Genomic DNA, 15,078 nt, shown 5'->3' with positions numbered 1-15,078 from the left:
CGTCAGCACAGCGGCCAGGCTGTGCCGCCTGCCGCGGGGCTTCCGGGGGTCCGGTAGCTGGTTGAAGACCGCCAGCAGACCCGCCGGCGACGGAGGCTGGTTGCCGGCGCCGACGGCAGCCAGCCGATCGAGAACAGGGGCAGGCGGTAATACTGGTGCGGCGGGCATGGCACCTCGAGACGATCATGACGGNGTAGGAANCTCCATGATCTCCAGGAGCCGTGCCCGCACCCATGACGCCCCCGGCCTCGCGTCAGAAGCGCGCTACGCAACNCCACTGGAAGCCCCACACAACGCCGAAAGTCTGCTTACNAGCAAACTTGCCGAGGCCCTGGGTCCCCACCGCGATCGGTTTTCTTGCCCGGACTGGATCCGCACCGCCGCGGCCACCGTGTCCCGATGAACGTCGAGCCCCGCGCAGCGCGGGAACACAACCTCCACCCCTACCTCCCTTCCCAACCAGGAAACACCCTCCAAGGTGCGTTACCCGGGGAAGCCTGAACACGGAAACTGAGGAACGCGCTCACGGCAGCAGGAACAAGTGCCCCAGGCCTCCGCCGCCATACTCAAACACGGGCTCGTCCGCACCAGAGACAGCCGACGTCGACCGGGCAACGCCCCACCATCATCCCAGACACGGCCCGGCACCCAGCAAACAGCCCACCGCAGCCCCATCAAATTCTCAGACAAAATCATCCTGTGGCTATCCGACGTTCCACAGCCGCACGGTGCGCTCGTTGCCGCCGCTGGCCAGCGGTGTGCCCGTCCGGGCGAAACGCCCCCGACAACACCCCGTCGGTGCGTACGAGTGGCGGGCGGCACCCTGGAGCGTCTTCCAGGCCAGGCGAGCAGCCCGGTCAACGGTTCGGGAACCGGGTCACCCAACGGCGCTGCCAGGGGGTCTCGATGGCCCGGTGGTGATGGTGTTCCCGGGTCCAGGCGACAGCGTCCGGTGGGTCCAGTCCGGCCAGAACGGCGAGGCAGGCAAGGACGGTGCCGGTGCGGCCGACGCCGCCCCCGCAGGCGACTTCGACCGCCGTGCCGGCCCGTGCCTGCTCGTGCAGCGCCCGGATGTGCCGGGCGGCCTGGTCCTGGTCACGGGGACAGGAGGAAGTCGGGCCAGTCGATCCACGTGCGCGGCCAGTCCAGCTCCCCGTCGTGGCGGCGGCGAAGACGGCTGGTTCCCAGGTAGAGGCGGATCCGGATCACGAAACCGGGCAGACTGGTGCCTTCACCGCCAGCCGGTCGAAGAACACGGGCCGGTAGATAGCGGAACGCTGGAAGAGCCCCTACGCAAAAATCTGACAGGCTCTCACTGCTACATCAGGCTGGAAATCCTCGCCAAATCCGACCCGGCCGGCGACGGACTCACACGACACGCACAAGATAGCCGTGATACCACGGCCACTCACCGCATAACCTGAACATGGAGGATCGCGCAGGGACGATCTTCTAACACCACACCAGCGGACGTGACCCGAACATCGATCGGGAGAGGAATCCGATGACGCGCAAGCACCTCGTCAGCACAGCAGCGAGCGCTGCACTTGCCGCCGGGCTGGCCCTGACCGGCGCAGCACCGGCCCGGGCAACTACCGCCCACGTCGCCCGCAGCGTGGCCACTCCCGACTCCCGCGCCTCCTACCGGCTGTGGACCCAGCGCGGATACGGGTACGCCGACGTTACCAAGACCTGGTCTGCCCAAAAGGGCTACCCGGGCTTCTACCATGGCACCGTCTCAGGCTGGGTCTACCATTACCACGCTCCCGCCAACCGCAAGGTCGCGGTGCAGGTGAGCGCCGACGGCCGTGTTTTTCCCCCGGAGGGCGCGACATCGAGCTACCGGTACTTCTCCGTCAAGTACGCCTACACCAAGCGGGTTCTGGTCCGCGCCTGCCTGTACCGCTCCGGCGCCAAGGGCGTGTCCTTCTGCGGCNCCTGGAAGTGACCAGCGGGCATTCCCCGTTGGCCGCCGTCAACTCCGCGCTCCGCGCGTCCTGCGACGCGCTGCCCGCGGCCAGGTGCGCGATCCACACCGGCCAGGTGAACCCGGGACAGGACGCCCGGGCGTGGAGTGGGTAGGCCTGTTGAGGTGGACGGGCGGGCCTCGCGTCCTCCTGCCCGACGATTAGCGTTAGCGTCGTTGTGCCTGCTCAGGGGCGGATGCGCCGGCTGGCCGCGAGGAGCGCCAGCGCCGCGACCTGCACGGCGGCGGTGACGGCGATGAGGGCGGGGATGGACAGGTCGTAGAGCGCGCCGGCCAACGCGCCGCCGCCGGCGGTGGTCGCGCCGACCACGCCGGCGAAGACGCCGTAGGCGCTGGCCCGGCGGGCGGGCGGGACGAGGTCGGCGACGGTGGCCCGCAGGGTGGATTCCTGCACGCCGATGGCCGCTCCCCACACCAGCGTCCCGGCGACGGCCAGCGCGGGGGTGTTGGTGAACGCCAGCGCCGGGACGGCGGCGGCCAGCGGCGGCAGCACGGCGAGCACACCGGGGCCGTGGCGGTCGTAGGCCCAGCCGGTCGCGAGCGCGGCGAGGGCGTCGACGCCCATGGCCGCGGCGTACACGACAGGCACCGCGGCCACCGGCAGCAGGCCACGGGTGACCGCGTGGAAGGACAACACGCCGAACGTCGCCAGCCCGGTGGTGGTCGCGGCCGTGAACCCGGCATACGTCCAGAAGGCCCGGGGTAGTCGGGCCCGGGGCGCGGCGGCCGGGGCCGGGCCGGTACGGGGGACGGGCACGGCCGGCGGCTCGTCCGGCTCGTAGCCGGCCGGGTCGGGCACGCGGGCCCGCAGCCAGAGCAGAACAGCAAGGACACCCAGGCCGGGCAGGGCCAGGACGCCGAGCGCCGGGCCGTAGCCGGCGCCGGAGGCGAGCACCGCGGCGACGAGCAGCGGCCCGGCCAGCGCGCCGAGCTGGTCCATCGCCTCGTGCACGGCGAACCCGCGGCCCCGGCCGGTGGCGGCGGTCGCGTGGGAGAGCAGCGCATCCTTGGCCGGGCTGCGAACCGCCTTCCCGACCCGTTCGGCGATCACCAACAGGCCGGCCGCCCACAGCACGCCGGTCACGCCGAGCAGGGGCACGGCGGCGACGGTCAGCGTGTAACCGGCGATCGTCCACGCCCAGAACCGGCCGGTGCGCTCCGCCAGCGGCCCGCAGACCAGCCGGGGCAGCAGCGCCGCGGCCTCGCCCACCCCGGTGACGACACCGACCACGACCGCCGACGCGCCGAGGGAGGCCAACAGCGGCCCGGTGACCGACCGGGCGCCTTCGTAGACGACGTCCGCCAGCATGCTGACCACGCCGAAGACCAGGACAAACCGCCACGGCCGTAGCCTGACCGCGGCGGCGGGCGCTGTGCTCGTGCCGTGCGCCGGTCGGATCATCCCCACACCGCCCGCGCCAGGGCCGCGCCGAGAGCGGCGGCGCCGAACGCGGCGAGCACACTGCCGGCGACGTTGGCCGCGGCCAGCAGCCGGGCGCCGTCCTCGGCCAGCCGCAGCGTTTCGTAGGAGAACGTCGAGTAGGTGCTCAACGCCCCGCACAGCCCGGTCCCCACCAGCGACACCACCTGCTCCGACGCCACCCACGCCGGCGGCGCGCCCGCGCCCGCGGCGCCGGCGACCAGGCCGAGGAGCAGACTGGCCGTGACGTTGACGGTGAACGTACCCCAGGGAAAGACCGTGTCGTGTCGGGTCTGCACCGCCCGGTCGGTCAGATAGCGCAGCGGCGCACCGGCCGCGGCCCCGGCGATCACCAGCAGCCAGTTCACCGACTCGCCTCCCGGCCGACGTAGCGGATCACTTCGACCTCGTCGAGGATGACCAGCCCCTCGGTGACGAGTTCATCGAGTTGCGGGAGGAAGGCCCGTACCCGTTGCTCGTCATCGACGATGACCACCGCCACCGGCAGGTCCTCGCTCAGCGACAGCAGCCGGGCGGTGTGCACGATCGAGGATGCGCCGAACCCCTCCACGCCCCGGAACACGCTCGCCCCGGCCAGCCCGGCGCGGTGCGCCCGGTGCACGATCTCGCTGGCCAGCGGCCGGTGATGCCACACGTCGCTCTCCCCGACGAACACCGTCAGCCGCAACGCCCGGCCGCTCAACCTCATCACGCCCGCCTTCCCGCGACCCGTCGCGTCCTCGCCACGAACCATCGCATCGCAGCCGCCGCCGCCCACACCGCGCCCAGCGCGGCGAGGACGCTCAGCACCAGGTACGCCAGTGCCAGCCCGGTCCGCCCGCCGTCCACCAGCCGCTGCGCGTCGAGCGCATACGTGGAGAAGGTGGTGAACCCGCCCAGCACCCCGGTGCCCAGGAACGGGCGGACCAGCGGATGCACCGTCCGCACGTCGGTGATCAGCACCATCAGCACACCGATCGCCGCGCAACCGGCCGTGTTCACCGCCCAGGTGGTCCACGGGAACGTGCCCGGCATCGTCGGCCACACCAGCGACGCCCCGTACCGGGCACATGCCCCCACCGCCCCACCGGCCGATATCACCGCCAGCAGCAGGACCGCGACCGGCGCGTGACGAAGCTGCCGGCGCCGCACCGGGACAGGCCCATCACCATCAGGGTCGGTGCCATCAGGGTCGGTCGGTGCACCGACCGTCTGCTCGGTGTCGTCCACGCCCGCCCCCTACCTGCGCGACACCCGGGCCNGCCAGGCATGACTTGTCACAGGTAGGGACCGTTGGCGGCGCGCTGCCGCGGTTCGGGTCCGGCGGGCCCCACCGCCGCGCGGTGACCGAAAGCCGCCGCCGTCACACCATACCGGCTTCACTGCCACCGGTTCACCGCCACCGGTTCACCGCCACCGGTTCACCGCCACCGGTTCACCGCTACCGCCGGACGTCGTCAGCCCCCACCAGGATGCCGGCAGCCGCCAGGCCGGGCGGGTGCCGGCCTGCCCGGCCTGGCGTGCTCAGGCGGCAGGCAGGAGTTCCCCGATGAGTTTTTCGACGCGGGCGCGGATGTCGTCGCGGATGGGTCGGACGGCGTCGAGATCCTGGCCGGCGGGGTCGTCGAGTGCCCAGTCCTCGTAGCGGATGCCGGGGAAGACGGGGCAGGTGTCGCCGCAGCCCATGGTGATGACGACGTCAGAGGCCTCGACGGCGTCAACGGTGAGGATTTTCGGGGTTTCGGCGGTGATGTCGATGCCGACCTCGGCCATCGCGGCGGCGGCGACGGGGTTGATCCGGTCGGCGGGTATGGAGCCGGCAGAGCGGACCTCGATCTTCCCGGCGGCGAGACGGGTCAGCCAGCCGGCGGCCATCTGGGAACGGCCGGCGTTGTGGACGCAGACGAACAGCACCGAGGGCTTCGCAGACACGACGGTGTCCTTTCCGGTCGGGTTGCCCAGGTCGATCACGAGACACCTCCAGGAAGACGTGAAGGGGCGGCGCCGTTGGGTGCCACGGCGCTGTCCGGGTGGGTGAGCAGCACCCCGGCGGCCTGCGCCGGGCCGGCGGGAGTCGGCGGGTAGAGCAGCCGCACCAGCCCGTAGCCGACCGCGCCGCCCACCGCCTGGGCGGCGATGAACGCGGGCACCGAGGCGGGGGCGATCCCGGCGAAGGTGTCGGAGAACATCCGCCCGATGCTGATCGCCGGATTCGCGAAGCTGGTGGAACTGGTGAACCAGTAGGCCGCGCCGATGTAGGCGCCGACCGCGGCCGGTGCCCGCTCACCCCGCCCGGACCGCACCAGCGCGAAGATCAGCAGGATGAGGCCGGCGGTCGCGACGACCTCGGCGAGCAGATGCGCCCCGGACGCCCGGTGATGCGTGGAGATCGACACCGCCGACCGGTCGAATATCAGGTTCGCCAGCACCGCCCCGGCGACGCAGCCGAGGATCTGGGCGGGCAGGTAGGCGACGGCGTCCCGCCACGACAGCCCCCCAAACGCGGCGTCAACCACCGTGACCACCGGGTTGACATGCGCCCCGGACACCGGCCCAACCATCAGAATGATCGCGTAGAGGCCGGCGGCGGTCGCCGCGGCGTTCTCGACCAGCTGCAGGCCTGTCTGGTCCGGGCTGAGCTGCGCCGCGGCGATCCCCGACCCGACAACCAACGCGGCGAGCAGCATGGCGCCCAGCGCTTCGGCGGCCAACCGCCGCACCAGCGGCGGCCGGCCCTCCCCGTTGTCTGTCACCGTTCGCTCTCAGTGACCGGTGCCGGCGGTGGCCGGCTCGATCGTCACCGCCGGCACCGTGGGAGCGCACACCGGCCCACAGCCACACGCCGACCCGGGAGCACCCCCNGCCCCCGGTTCCACGGTGCGCAGCTGCGGGCCCGCGCCCTCGGCGATATCGGCGAGCACCGTGTAGATCTCCCACGGCGCACCGTCCGGATCATCCACCCACACCTTGTCCTGCAGCGCGTAGCAGCAGGCGGTGTTCTCCNCCNCCGCCGTCACCAGCCCCGCCTCCCGCAGCCGGCTGGCGGCGGCCGAGACCTCCTGCGAGGTCTCGATCTCCACCCCGAGATGGTTCAACGCCCCCGCCACCCCCGCGCCGCGGGCGTCCGGGTTCTCGATCAGCACCAGCTTCAACGGCGGCACGTCGACGGCGAAGTTCGCATATCCCGCCCGCCGCTTCGCCGGCCCGACCCCGAACAGCGTCGTGTAGAACTCCACCGCCGCGTCCACGTCCGAGACGTTCAACGCCAACTGCACCCTGGCCATCCAGCCCACCCCTTACATCGACACCCATCTATGTTCTTGCGGGCCGAGGATGACCGCAAACATAGACGTCTGTCAATGGCTGGGGCATGTCGGCGGCACGGCGACCGCCTCCCCACCGGCGGGCCTCCCGGTCGTCGACCCGGTCATCACCCCCGCGGCGGCCGGCCCGCCCGGTCTCGCCGGGACGATCTTCGCGTGCCGCGCTCCACTCGCCCGCGCCCCGCTGTGCGCCGACCGGGGCCGGCGACCGTTACGCCGGCCCGCGCACCGGCGAAGTCGTCGCCTTTCCGGATAATCCTCACGGTGAGCCTGAATCGCAAAGGCCATGAATCGCAAAGGCCCTGAATCGCGAAGACGCTGAATCGCGCAGACCGAGAGAAGACCGAGACTCAAGAGCCCGCCGCTGTCGGGACGTCAGGGCAGATCGTACCGCGCTTCGGGAGTATCAGGTCGACCAGGTAACGCTCGACAGCCTGGCGGACGCAGCCACTGTCCTGGAAGTAGGCGGTGTGCGTGTAGGAGCGCCATGTCAACAGCACGCTGTTGGCGAGTTGACGGGCGAGGGACACAGCCCCGGAGTAGGGCGTTGCCGGGTCGCCGGTGCTGCCGACGAGGAGAATCGGCGCAGCGCCGGTGGCGTGGAACGGTCCGGTGTAGCGGGAGGCAGCCTTAACCGGCCAGACCACACAGGCAAGGGCACCGAGACCAGAAAGCAAGCCGAAATGGGGACTCTCGCGGTTGAGTTCGTCAGCAAGTCGCTGGTAGGCGCCCACGGTCGGGAAGACCTTGTCGGCGCAGGTGATGGCCGTATGCGCGGCGATGGCCGTATGCGCGACATCGGCGCTGGTGGAGGTGCTGTACGGCAAGGGGAGGATGGCCCCGATCGGGTCCTGCGCTGCGAAGGAGAGCAGCTTGGAACCGTCGTTGTTGTCGTCGGCCAGTGCCAATGCTTCCGCGAGCCGCGGCCACATGGCATGGGAGTACAGCGCGGACCGGACCCCGATCATGGCGGTCACCCAGTTGAGCGTGCGGGCGGCGCCGGTGTCCTTACCGCCGGCCGGGATCGGCTTCTCGATGAGCCGTTCGACCAGGCGGTCGAAGGCGCCGGCCGGGTCGCCGTGGCCGAAGCCACAGTTGGGCCGGGCCTTGCAGTCGGCGAGGAATGCGCCCAGCGCGGTCTCGAAGCCCTGCGCCATTCGGCGTAGGTCCTCCTGCGGTTGGTTCATCCACACGTTCGGATCTTCTACGCCGTCCAGCACCAGCGCCCGGATCCGGGTCGGGAACATGCTGGCGTAGGTGGCGCCCAGCACGGTGCCGTAGGATCCCCCGTAAGAGGTGATCTTGTCCTCGCCGAGCGCGGCTCGCAGCAGATCAAGATCCCGGGCCGCGGCCTCGGTCGACAGATACGGCAGTTCAGCGCCGCTGAACCGTACACAGCCCTGCGCCCACTGACGCCTGTCGTCAACCAGCTCCTGGTACACGTCGTCATCCTCACTCCCAGCGCGGGAAGCGCGGGAGTCGATCGCGAACGGGGAGGTGGCGGCCGGCGGATCATTATCCTGCCCGCTGCTGCAACGGACCGGCGCGCTCCCACCGACACCCCGCTGGTCGAACCCGACGATGTCGAAACGGTCGCGCAACGACGCGCCGAAGAAGCCCAGCCAGTCGCGGATGAACCCGACTCCCGACTGGCCCGGCCCACCGGCCAGCATCACCAGCGAGCCGATCCGCCGGTGTGGCTGGCGAGCCGGAGCACGGATCAACGCCAGGTTGATCGTGCCTGCGGCAGGCCTGGCGTGGTCCAACGGAACGGGCAGAGTCGCGCACTCCAACCCGTTCTCACACGGTTTCCAGGTTAGCTTTGTCCGGGTGGCCGCGGCGGCGGACCCAGACAAGCCCGACCCTGATATACCGGTCAGCAGCGGCAGGCTTACCGCAAGCACGGCAGCAAGGAATGGGCGTGGTATACGGGCTGATCGGGACGGGCGCATCTGGCCTCCGCTCTCCGGTTCGGTCGAGTGCGTGGCGCTTGCGCCCACCTGCCAGCATGAGCATGCATATAGGCCTCGTTCCAGGAACTCGCCCTCACCCGGCCGGGTGGCGTCAGCGAGCTTTACCGCCGGAAATGTCGCGCAGCCCGTACCCGAGGTAGGTGAGCGAGCGTCTGCCGAACCCTCCCGGCTCCCCTTTTCGTCTTCTCGCCGTGACGGCGGCGGCCACGACCCGCCCGCGGGCGCCAAGACGGGTGTTGGCCGCGGTGGAGCCGCCGGGCCGGTGGCTGCCCCGTCCCCTCGTTACCGTCGCACGGCATGCCGTCGGGTGCGACCGGGGACTGACACATCGTGGTTCCTCACCAGCTCACCCTGGCCTGGCGCCGTGACGATCGGCGCTAGATCGTGACCGACTGCCACTCCCGCGGCCCTCACGGACCCGGCCGAGGCGACATCCGTCGTGCTCGCCCCATCCGGGCCGGACCAGCTCACGGGCGGAGATCCAACAGGCGCACCGGCTGACCCGCCCACCGGTCCGGCGCCGCCGTCGCGATCACCGCGCCCTCGGGACGCTCCGGGGCGGGCTCGGCCGCGTACCGCACGTGCGCCGGCGCCCACCCGGTATCACGGGCCACCGCGAGCGCGGCCGCCAGGTCCAGCTCCACGATCGTCACCGCGGGCAGCGCGGCGATGTGCTCGGCGGTCCCCGGCCGGGCCCGGTCCGCCTCCACCAGCGCACACGCCGGCGCGTACAGAAAGTGCCCCGGCCCGGTGTGAGCGCGTTGGATCAGCCGGGAGGCCAGCACGTTGCCGTAGCCGGCCGAGACCATCGCGGTCTCGTCCAGCACCACATGCAGCGCGTCGCTCACCGTCCCAACGCCCGTGCCAGCCGCCGGTCCAGCTCGGCGTCGGCCTGCGCGGCCTCCTCCTCCGTCGGGTCGTAACCACTCCACTCCCGCAGCACCGCCCGCGCCCGCTCGGCGCGCTCAGCCCGCTCCGCTGGCGTCAGCAGCGTGCTCGCCAACCGGGCCAGATACGCCCGCAACGACAGCCCCTCCGCCGCCGCCACCTCAGCCAGCCGATCCCGCGCCTCCGCCGGAATCCGCACATTCGCATCCGCCATGGACAGCCTCCTTTCACCCACCCCACAGGATACGGGTACGTTCGCGTACCCGTATCGAACCCCGGCTACCTGGTAGCGGCGGCCAGCCAGATCAGGGGCGCAGAACTGCCAGCCCGGCCAGCATTTTCGCTGTGATGATCGCGTTGGTGACGACAGTGAGGCAGCGGGCCTGGTCGGTCTGCTGCTCGGGCCCGGAAAGCCGCTACCCTCAAGGCCGTTATCCTCTGCTGCAACCGACCGGAGCGGGGGAAACGATCTTCACCTACGAGTTCGCCACGGTGGAATGGTTGTGGGACCAGGGGTCCATCCGGGTCAACATGCCCCGGGGTAAGGAGCGGATGTTCCCCGGCAGCTACGACGAGCTGGTCACGGTACTGTCCGACCTCGGCGGCCAGGGCTGGGACGTGGCCACGTGCGCGGCCACCGGGAACTGGCTGTTCTGGACGCTGCGGCGGCAACGCTGATGTCGGGCTGAATGGGACGGGGGTTGACGTGGCGAACCTGCGCGGCTCGCCAGCCGTGCCCGCGGCGGCGGGTCAGCAGAAGGCGACCATCTCGCGTAGCCACTCGCCCAGCTTGGCGATTTCGGTGGCCGACGCGGTGCCCAGCGGTGTGGACCGGGTGAACCGTTGGGTGGATACCGCCGTGATCTCCTCGGTGCGCGCCCAGCTCGGCCGGTCCAGGCCGGACTCGGGCGAGTCGATGCGCACGTGATGGTCCAGGCCCCGGTCCCGCGCGGTCAGGGGCACCACGAGGGCCATGTCGATCGGGAACCGGCAGTGCGTCGCCGAGCCGACCACCACGGCCGGGCGCGGGCCGCCCTGCTCGTGCCCGATCGGCTGACCGAAGTCCACCAGCCACACCTGCCAGGACGCGAGTCTCAGCGCCCGGCTCACCGGTGGTACTCCGGATACTCCTCACGTGCATCCGGCAGGCCGTCGCCGGCCGCGTCGTCGGTCAGCCGCGCCTCGGCCCGGTAGCTGGCCCACTCCTCGGGGTCGGCGCGCAGCTCCTCGTACCGCCGCATGATGCGGCTGATCTTGTGTTCCTTGACCAGGCGCCGGACCGCCTCGCCCAGCGGCACGCCATGGAAGTCCCGCTCGGCGATCTCCGCCAGTTCGTCGCGTAGCCCGCTGTCCAGCTGCATAGATGTCGTAGCCATACACTCCAGTGTGGCACGTGCTATGGACCAAGCTATGGCCATGGGTCGAGCTGCGGCCGGAGGCCGACTCGGTCGTGGTCAAGGACGCTGGCCGCTTCGTGCTGTGGGTCGCCCATGTCGCCCGTGCTCGGCGCGATGGTGCCTACGGGGCTCGATGCCCGGCCGCAGGTCCCCGGCCGCACCAGCCTGATCGGGCACGGTTCGGATCGCCGTTCCCCGCGCCAGACATACGCTCGGACGAACGTTGACGTCGTCAAGCGTCGCCCGCGCCCGACCGGCCGATGCGCACCCGGCCGGCATTCCGGGTGACGTGCACCTGCTGTGACCAGCCACGTGCCCTGACCACTCACGTGCCCTGACCATCGGACCGGCTTCGGACAGAACGACGTATCGAGCTCCTGACCCGGGGAGGGACGGGGCCGCCGGCAGGACCACGCGGCACAGGGAAACGGTGGTCCGATCGGAACACGTCACCGGATGTTGCTTTCGTATACCTCATGACACACACAGTAAACACTACCCTTACGTTAGGGTTGAATGGTGTCGGTGCGTGATCGCCCACGAGGCCGGCGATCGAGCAGCGTCACCGGCGCCGGATGTCCACGGAAAACGGATGTTCGGTGGGAAAGGAACGTCCGGAGGAAAGGGACCACACCGCATGACCGATCAGCACCCACCGTTCGCCAGGTCTCCCCGCCGGGTCCCCCACCAGCGAAGCCCCACAGCGGAGCCGATACCCGTACCCACACCCAGGGCCGGCACGCTGGCCGCGGCCTTCGATCCTCACCGCAACAACCTCAACGCGCTGCGTCTCATCCTGGCCGGCGCGGTGCTCGTGTCCCACTCATGGCTGTTCGTCCGGGGAGAACCGGACCCGTTGACACGTCTGCCCGGTGCCCCCGACCTCGGCACGTTCGCCGTGGACGGCTTCTTCCTCCTCAGCGGCTTCCTGATCATCCGTAGCCACCTGCGGGCACCATCCACCGCCCGTTTCCTCTGGCACCGGTTCCTGCGGGTCGTGCCCGCCTTCTGGGTCTGCCTCGCGCTGACCGCCGTCGCGATCGGTCCACTGCTGTGGCGCCTGAACCGGGGCACCACCGCCGGCTACCCCTGGACCGGCCATGACTCGGCGGTCCGCTACCTGCTCGTCAACGCGGCGCTGAAGATGAACCAGTTCAACATCGGCGACCTACGCGCCGGGCAGGCCGTGGACGGCCCCCTGCACACCCTGTTCTTCGAAGCGCTGTGCTACCTGATGGTCGGCGTTTTCGGCACGGTGGGGATCCTGCGCCGCCGCCGCGGGCTCGTCCTCACCCTCGCCGTCGGCGGGTGGCTGCTCGCCGTCGGCGGGGCGCTCCTCGGCGCCAACCGGCTCACCGACTCCCACATCCTGAAGTACACGGCCGTCTTCCTCATCGGGGCGGCGATGTTCCTCTACGCCGACCGCATCCCGCGCAGCCGGGCCCTACTCATCGCCGCCGCCGCCCTGCTCGCCGCGGGCCTGCTCATCCCCCACGCCTACCGGCCCCTCGCCCTGGCCCCGCTGGCCTACCTGCTGCTGTACGCCGGAACCGGACGGGGGCTGTCGCGGGTGGGGGCGCGCCGCGATCTGTCCTACGGCATCTACGTCTACGCCTGGCCGCTGCAACTGCTCCTGCTCGAAGCCGGGGTCGATGCGGGTATCGGTACGGGTGCCGTCGTCGTGCACATCGCGGCCTCCCTCGCCGTCACCTCCCTCGCCGCCCTCGCAAGCTGGTATGCCATCGAAGCACCCGCCCTTGCGCTGAAATCCTGGCAACCGCCGTCGCCAAGACGTTCGACGGACGCGGGTGCGGCGCACCTGTTCGTCCCGCGGAGCCGTTGACCCCCCGCAAAGGCCGACGCAACGCCCTACCCCACAGATGGATCTTCTAAGTAGCAGATCGTCCGGGTCGACGCAGCGGCCGAAGGATCCACGGTCGTGATCGATCCGGTGCCGGCGGTCCAGGCGGCGGCACCGGCCGGCGGTGCCCACGAGCGACTCGCCGCGGCTGGTGCCGCCGGGCTGGTGCTGCTCAGCAGCGGCAGCACCGGCACCCCGAAGGCGATCTTGCACAACCTAGACGCGATCATGGAAGACAAGCTCGGGAAACGGGCGCGCACCGGCGGTCGGCCCGCCAACATCCTCATGTTCCTGCTGTTCGACCACATCGGCGGCATCAACTCGCTACTCGGCGCGCTGCGCGCGGGCAACACCGCGATCGTGCCGCGGCAGCGGACGCCGGAGGAGATCTGCGCGCTGATCGAGCGATACCGGATCCGGTTGCTGCCCACCAGCCCGACCTTCCTGAACCTGATCCTCATCGGCGGCTAGGGTGAGTCCCCCTGCGTGGTGTAGATCGGGATCGGCTGGTCCTACGACTCCGAGGTGTTCTCCGGGGACCGGTTCTTCCTCTGCGGGGACGCCGCCTGCTTCACCGACCCGTTGTTCTCCCAGGGCGTCCACCTGGCCACCCAGTCCGCCGTCTCGGCGGCCGCCGCGATCGATCGGATCATCGCGCACGAGGACGAACTGGACGCCGTCCACCAGTGGTACGGGCGCAGCTACCGGGAAACCTACGAGCAGTACCACGAGTTCCTGGCGTCGTTCTACACGTTCGCCTCGTTCACCGAGCCGGAGTCGGAGTTCTGGCTGCGCCGCCGGATCAGCGAGTCGGACGACGACCGGCTGAACCGCAAACGATGGTTCGAACGGCTGGCCGCGGGCGACGACGACACCGACACAGCCCGGTCGGTCGCGGGCTTCCGGGACCGTGCCGCCACGATGATCTCCATCGGTCGGCACAAGCGCATGGATCTCAGCGACGAGTTCAGCGACGACGAACTCAACGGCGCGCGGGTCCGCTGGATCACCCACCTGACCAAGCAGCTGAACCGCATCACCTGGCTGCGCTGGAACGGCGACGAGGTCCTGCTGCGGCCGTACTACAAGGTCGAGCCGCTGAGTTTCCGGCTGGAACGCAAGCTGGTGATCGGGAACGAGCTGGGCCAGGACATGATCAAATATCCGTTGGAGGAAGAACACCGGCTCGTCTTCGAGGAACTCCTCAAGGACCGGGTCGGTTACCGGGCCCTGATCCGGCAGCTTGGTGACGCCGGAAGGCAGGATGTGAGCAGCCAGATCGTCATCCGGCTGATGGAGACGGGTCTGCTGACCGGTTTCGACAAGAACGACAACCGGGTCCACATCCAGGACCGCCTGCGCTTCGACGGCGTGGGCACCGACTACGAGGTGTGAGCATGGAGCCAGCGGACGGCATGGAGCCAGCGGGCGGCGGCGAGCCGGCGGTGACGTATGTCTTCATCGCCGGCATCGGGAACTCGGGGCCGGAGCACTGGCAGTACATGTGGTACAAGCGGGCCGGCAACGGGGTCTGGGTGGACCACGAGTCCTGGGACAACCCGGTGCGCGACGCCTGGGTGAAGGACCTCGACGACGTGCTCACGGCGATCGACGGGCCGAAGATCCTGATCGCGCACAGCCTCGGCTGCACGCTGGTCACCGAATGGGCGTGCGAGCATGCCGACGACGCCATCACCGGGGCCTTCCTGGTGGCGGTGCCGGACGTGGGCGGGCCGCGGTTCCCGACCGGCGCGGTCGGGTTCGGCCCGCCGCGACACGACCCGTTGCCCTTCCCGACCGTCATTGTCGCCAGCGAGAACGACCCGTACGGCTCGCTGGCGCATTCCGTGGCGGCCGCCGGGAGGCTCGGCGCCCGACTGGTCAACGTCGGCTCGCGGGGCCACCTCAACGCGGACTCCGGGCTGGCGGACTGGCCGGCGGGCTGGTCCGTCTTCCGTGACCACTTCGCGGGCTGACCGCACGCCGGCTGTAACGGCATCGGCCGTAACGGCATCGGCCGCTGTGAAACCGGGCCCCGGGGGCCGGGGGGAGAGAAGGCGGGCGTGAAGGTTCTGGACGCGGGGCAGCGCGACACCGGCACGGGGTTCCAGCGCTGGAGCAACGGTGATCTGGCGGCGGTGGTGGGGGCTGCGGGCGGGGTGGGGGTGTCGACGGTGGTGGGCCTGCTGGCGCCACGGCCTGTGAGTAAGTATTCGGAAGTCGTGTGAG

The 15,078-nt window shown here is 70.5% G+C and carries 18 protein-coding genes and 1 pseudogene; 6 read left to right on the top strand and 13 right to left on the bottom strand.

The genetic code is table 11. The features are described from left to right. Positions 1-857: 857 nt before the first annotated feature. The 11 genes and pseudogenes from ALLO2_RS28350 to ALLO2_RS17510 form a co-directional block, all read right to left on the bottom strand. Positions 858-1,308, bottom strand: a pseudogene (locus tag ALLO2_RS28350) (protein-tyrosine phosphatase family protein). 845 nt (positions 1,309-2,153) lie between these two features. After that, on the bottom strand, positions 2,154-3,389 hold the full coding sequence (locus ALLO2_RS17555; RefSeq protein ID WP_023840326.1) for an MFS transporter: 1,236 nt from the start codon (positions 3,387-3,389) through the stop codon (positions 2,154-2,156). After that, positions 3,386-3,775, bottom strand: coding sequence for a CrcB family protein (locus tag ALLO2_RS17550; RefSeq protein WP_011436736.1), 390 nt, complete (start codon positions 3,773-3,775; stop codon positions 3,386-3,388). The genes ALLO2_RS17555 and ALLO2_RS17550 overlap by 4 nt, the downstream gene beginning before the upstream one ends. After that, positions 3,772-4,119 (bottom strand): DUF190 domain-containing protein, encoded by a 348-nt coding sequence (locus ALLO2_RS17545; RefSeq protein WP_035733534.1) that lies wholly within the window; start codon positions 4,117-4,119, stop codon positions 3,772-3,774. The genes ALLO2_RS17550 and ALLO2_RS17545 overlap by 4 nt, the downstream gene beginning before the upstream one ends. Next, entirely contained in the window at positions 4,116-4,637 is a 522-nt protein-coding gene (locus tag ALLO2_RS17540; RefSeq protein ID WP_011436738.1) for a CrcB family protein, read from the bottom strand. Before ALLO2_RS17540 ends, ALLO2_RS17545 begins: the two co-directional genes overlap by 4 nt. A 294-nt stretch (positions 4,638-4,931) precedes the next feature. Further along, complete coding sequence (locus ALLO2_RS17535; RefSeq protein WP_035733532.1) at positions 4,932-5,339, bottom strand: arsenate reductase ArsC; 408 nt, start codon at positions 5,337-5,339, stop codon at positions 4,932-4,934. A 35-nt stretch (positions 5,340-5,374) separates the two neighbouring features. Beyond that, positions 5,375-6,160, bottom strand: a complete 786-nt coding sequence (locus tag ALLO2_RS17530) for an MIP/aquaporin family protein (protein WP_011436740.1) — start codon at positions 6,158-6,160, stop codon at positions 5,375-5,377. 9 nt (positions 6,161-6,169) lie between these two features. Continuing rightward, on the bottom strand, positions 6,170-6,691 hold the full coding sequence (locus ALLO2_RS17525) for an ArsI/CadI family heavy metal resistance metalloenzyme (protein WP_035733530.1): 522 nt from the start codon (positions 6,689-6,691) through the stop codon (positions 6,170-6,172). Positions 6,692-7,080: 389 nt separating this feature from the next. Beyond that, the gene (locus tag ALLO2_RS17520; protein ID WP_160172418.1) at positions 7,081-8,523 is read right to left on the bottom strand and encodes an alpha/beta hydrolase; all 1,443 of its coding nucleotides are present in this window, start codon (positions 8,521-8,523) and stop codon (positions 7,081-7,083) included. A gap of 647 nt (positions 8,524-9,170) precedes the next feature. Continuing rightward, complete coding sequence (locus tag ALLO2_RS17515) at positions 9,171-9,551, bottom strand: hypothetical protein (RefSeq protein WP_011436745.1); 381 nt, start codon at positions 9,549-9,551, stop codon at positions 9,171-9,173. Next, entirely contained in the window at positions 9,548-9,805 is a 258-nt protein-coding gene (locus ALLO2_RS17510) for a hypothetical protein (RefSeq protein ID WP_023840322.1), read from the bottom strand. Before ALLO2_RS17510 ends, ALLO2_RS17515 begins: the two co-directional genes overlap by 4 nt. A gap of 146 nt (positions 9,806-9,951) precedes the next feature. Between ALLO2_RS17510 and ALLO2_RS17505 the strand changes: the two genes are divergently transcribed. Continuing rightward, the gene (locus ALLO2_RS17505) at positions 9,952-10,269 is read left to right on the top strand and encodes a hypothetical protein (protein WP_198031033.1); all 318 of its coding nucleotides are present in this window, start codon (positions 9,952-9,954) and stop codon (positions 10,267-10,269) included. A gap of 72 nt (positions 10,270-10,341) precedes the next feature. Here ALLO2_RS17505 and ALLO2_RS17500 read toward each other — a convergent pair whose 3' ends face one another. Next, the gene (locus ALLO2_RS17500) at positions 10,342-10,701 is read right to left on the bottom strand and encodes a type II toxin-antitoxin system PemK/MazF family toxin (protein ID WP_011436748.1); all 360 of its coding nucleotides are present in this window, start codon (positions 10,699-10,701) and stop codon (positions 10,342-10,344) included. Beyond that, on the bottom strand, positions 10,698-10,967 hold the full coding sequence (locus tag ALLO2_RS17495) for a hypothetical protein (RefSeq protein WP_035733467.1): 270 nt from the start codon (positions 10,965-10,967) through the stop codon (positions 10,698-10,700). The genes ALLO2_RS17500 and ALLO2_RS17495 overlap by 4 nt, the downstream gene beginning before the upstream one ends. A gap of 658 nt (positions 10,968-11,625) precedes the next feature. Between ALLO2_RS17495 and ALLO2_RS17490 the strand changes: the two genes are divergently transcribed. From ALLO2_RS17490 to ALLO2_RS25845, 5 genes are all read left to right on the top strand, one after another. Beyond that, a complete protein-coding gene (locus tag ALLO2_RS17490) occupies positions 11,626-12,831 on the top strand; it encodes an acyltransferase (RefSeq protein WP_011436750.1) in 1,206 nt (401 codons plus the stop codon). Between the two features lie 96 nt (positions 12,832-12,927). After that, positions 12,928-13,320, top strand: coding sequence for an AMP-binding protein (locus tag ALLO2_RS23520; RefSeq protein WP_011436751.1), 393 nt, complete (start codon positions 12,928-12,930; stop codon positions 13,318-13,320). A 54-nt stretch (positions 13,321-13,374) separates the two neighbouring features. Continuing rightward, complete coding sequence (locus tag ALLO2_RS17485) at positions 13,375-14,244, top strand: tryptophan 7-halogenase (RefSeq protein ID WP_011436752.1); 870 nt, start codon at positions 13,375-13,377, stop codon at positions 14,242-14,244. Positions 14,245-14,246: 2 nt separating this feature from the next. Further along, positions 14,247-14,825 carry an alpha/beta hydrolase gene (locus ALLO2_RS17480; RefSeq protein WP_023840319.1) on the top strand — a complete coding sequence of 193 codons (579 nt, stop codon included), beginning with the start codon at positions 14,247-14,249 and terminating at the stop codon, positions 14,823-14,825. 87 nt (positions 14,826-14,912) lie between these two features. After that, the gene (locus tag ALLO2_RS25845; protein WP_023840318.1) at positions 14,913-15,077 is read left to right on the top strand and encodes a hypothetical protein; all 165 of its coding nucleotides are present in this window, start codon (positions 14,913-14,915) and stop codon (positions 15,075-15,077) included. Position 15,078: the final 1 nt, after the last annotated feature.

The organism is Frankia sp. Allo2 (assembly GCF_000733325.1).
GTDB classification, from domain to species: domain Bacteria; phylum Actinomycetota; class Actinomycetes; order Frankiales; family Frankiaceae; genus Frankia; species Frankia casuarinae.
The sequence above is the reverse complement of the archived record's forward strand: the minus strand, read 5'-3'. Positions and strand labels throughout refer to the sequence as shown.

What these genes read in the sequence shown, in the direction of transcription:
- ALLO2_RS17480 (WP_023840319.1), top strand. Translation starts at nt 14,247, where the DNA reads ATGGAGCCAGCGGACGGCATGGAGCCAGCGGGCGGCGGCGAGCCGGCG.
- ALLO2_RS17555 (WP_023840326.1), bottom strand. Translation starts at nt 3,389, where the DNA reads ATGATCCGACCGGCGCACGGCACGAGCACAGCGCCCGCCGCCGCGGTC.
- ALLO2_RS17495 (WP_035733467.1), bottom strand. Translation starts at nt 10,967, where the DNA reads ATGGCTACGACATCTATGCAGCTGGACAGCGGGCTACGCGACGAACTG.
- ALLO2_RS17510 (WP_023840322.1), bottom strand. Translation starts at nt 9,805, where the DNA reads ATGGCGGATGCGAATGTGCGGATTCCGGCGGAGGCGCGGGATCGGCTG.
- ALLO2_RS17490 (WP_011436750.1), top strand. Translation starts at nt 11,626, where the DNA reads ATGACCGATCAGCACCCACCGTTCGCCAGGTCTCCCCGCCGGGTCCCC.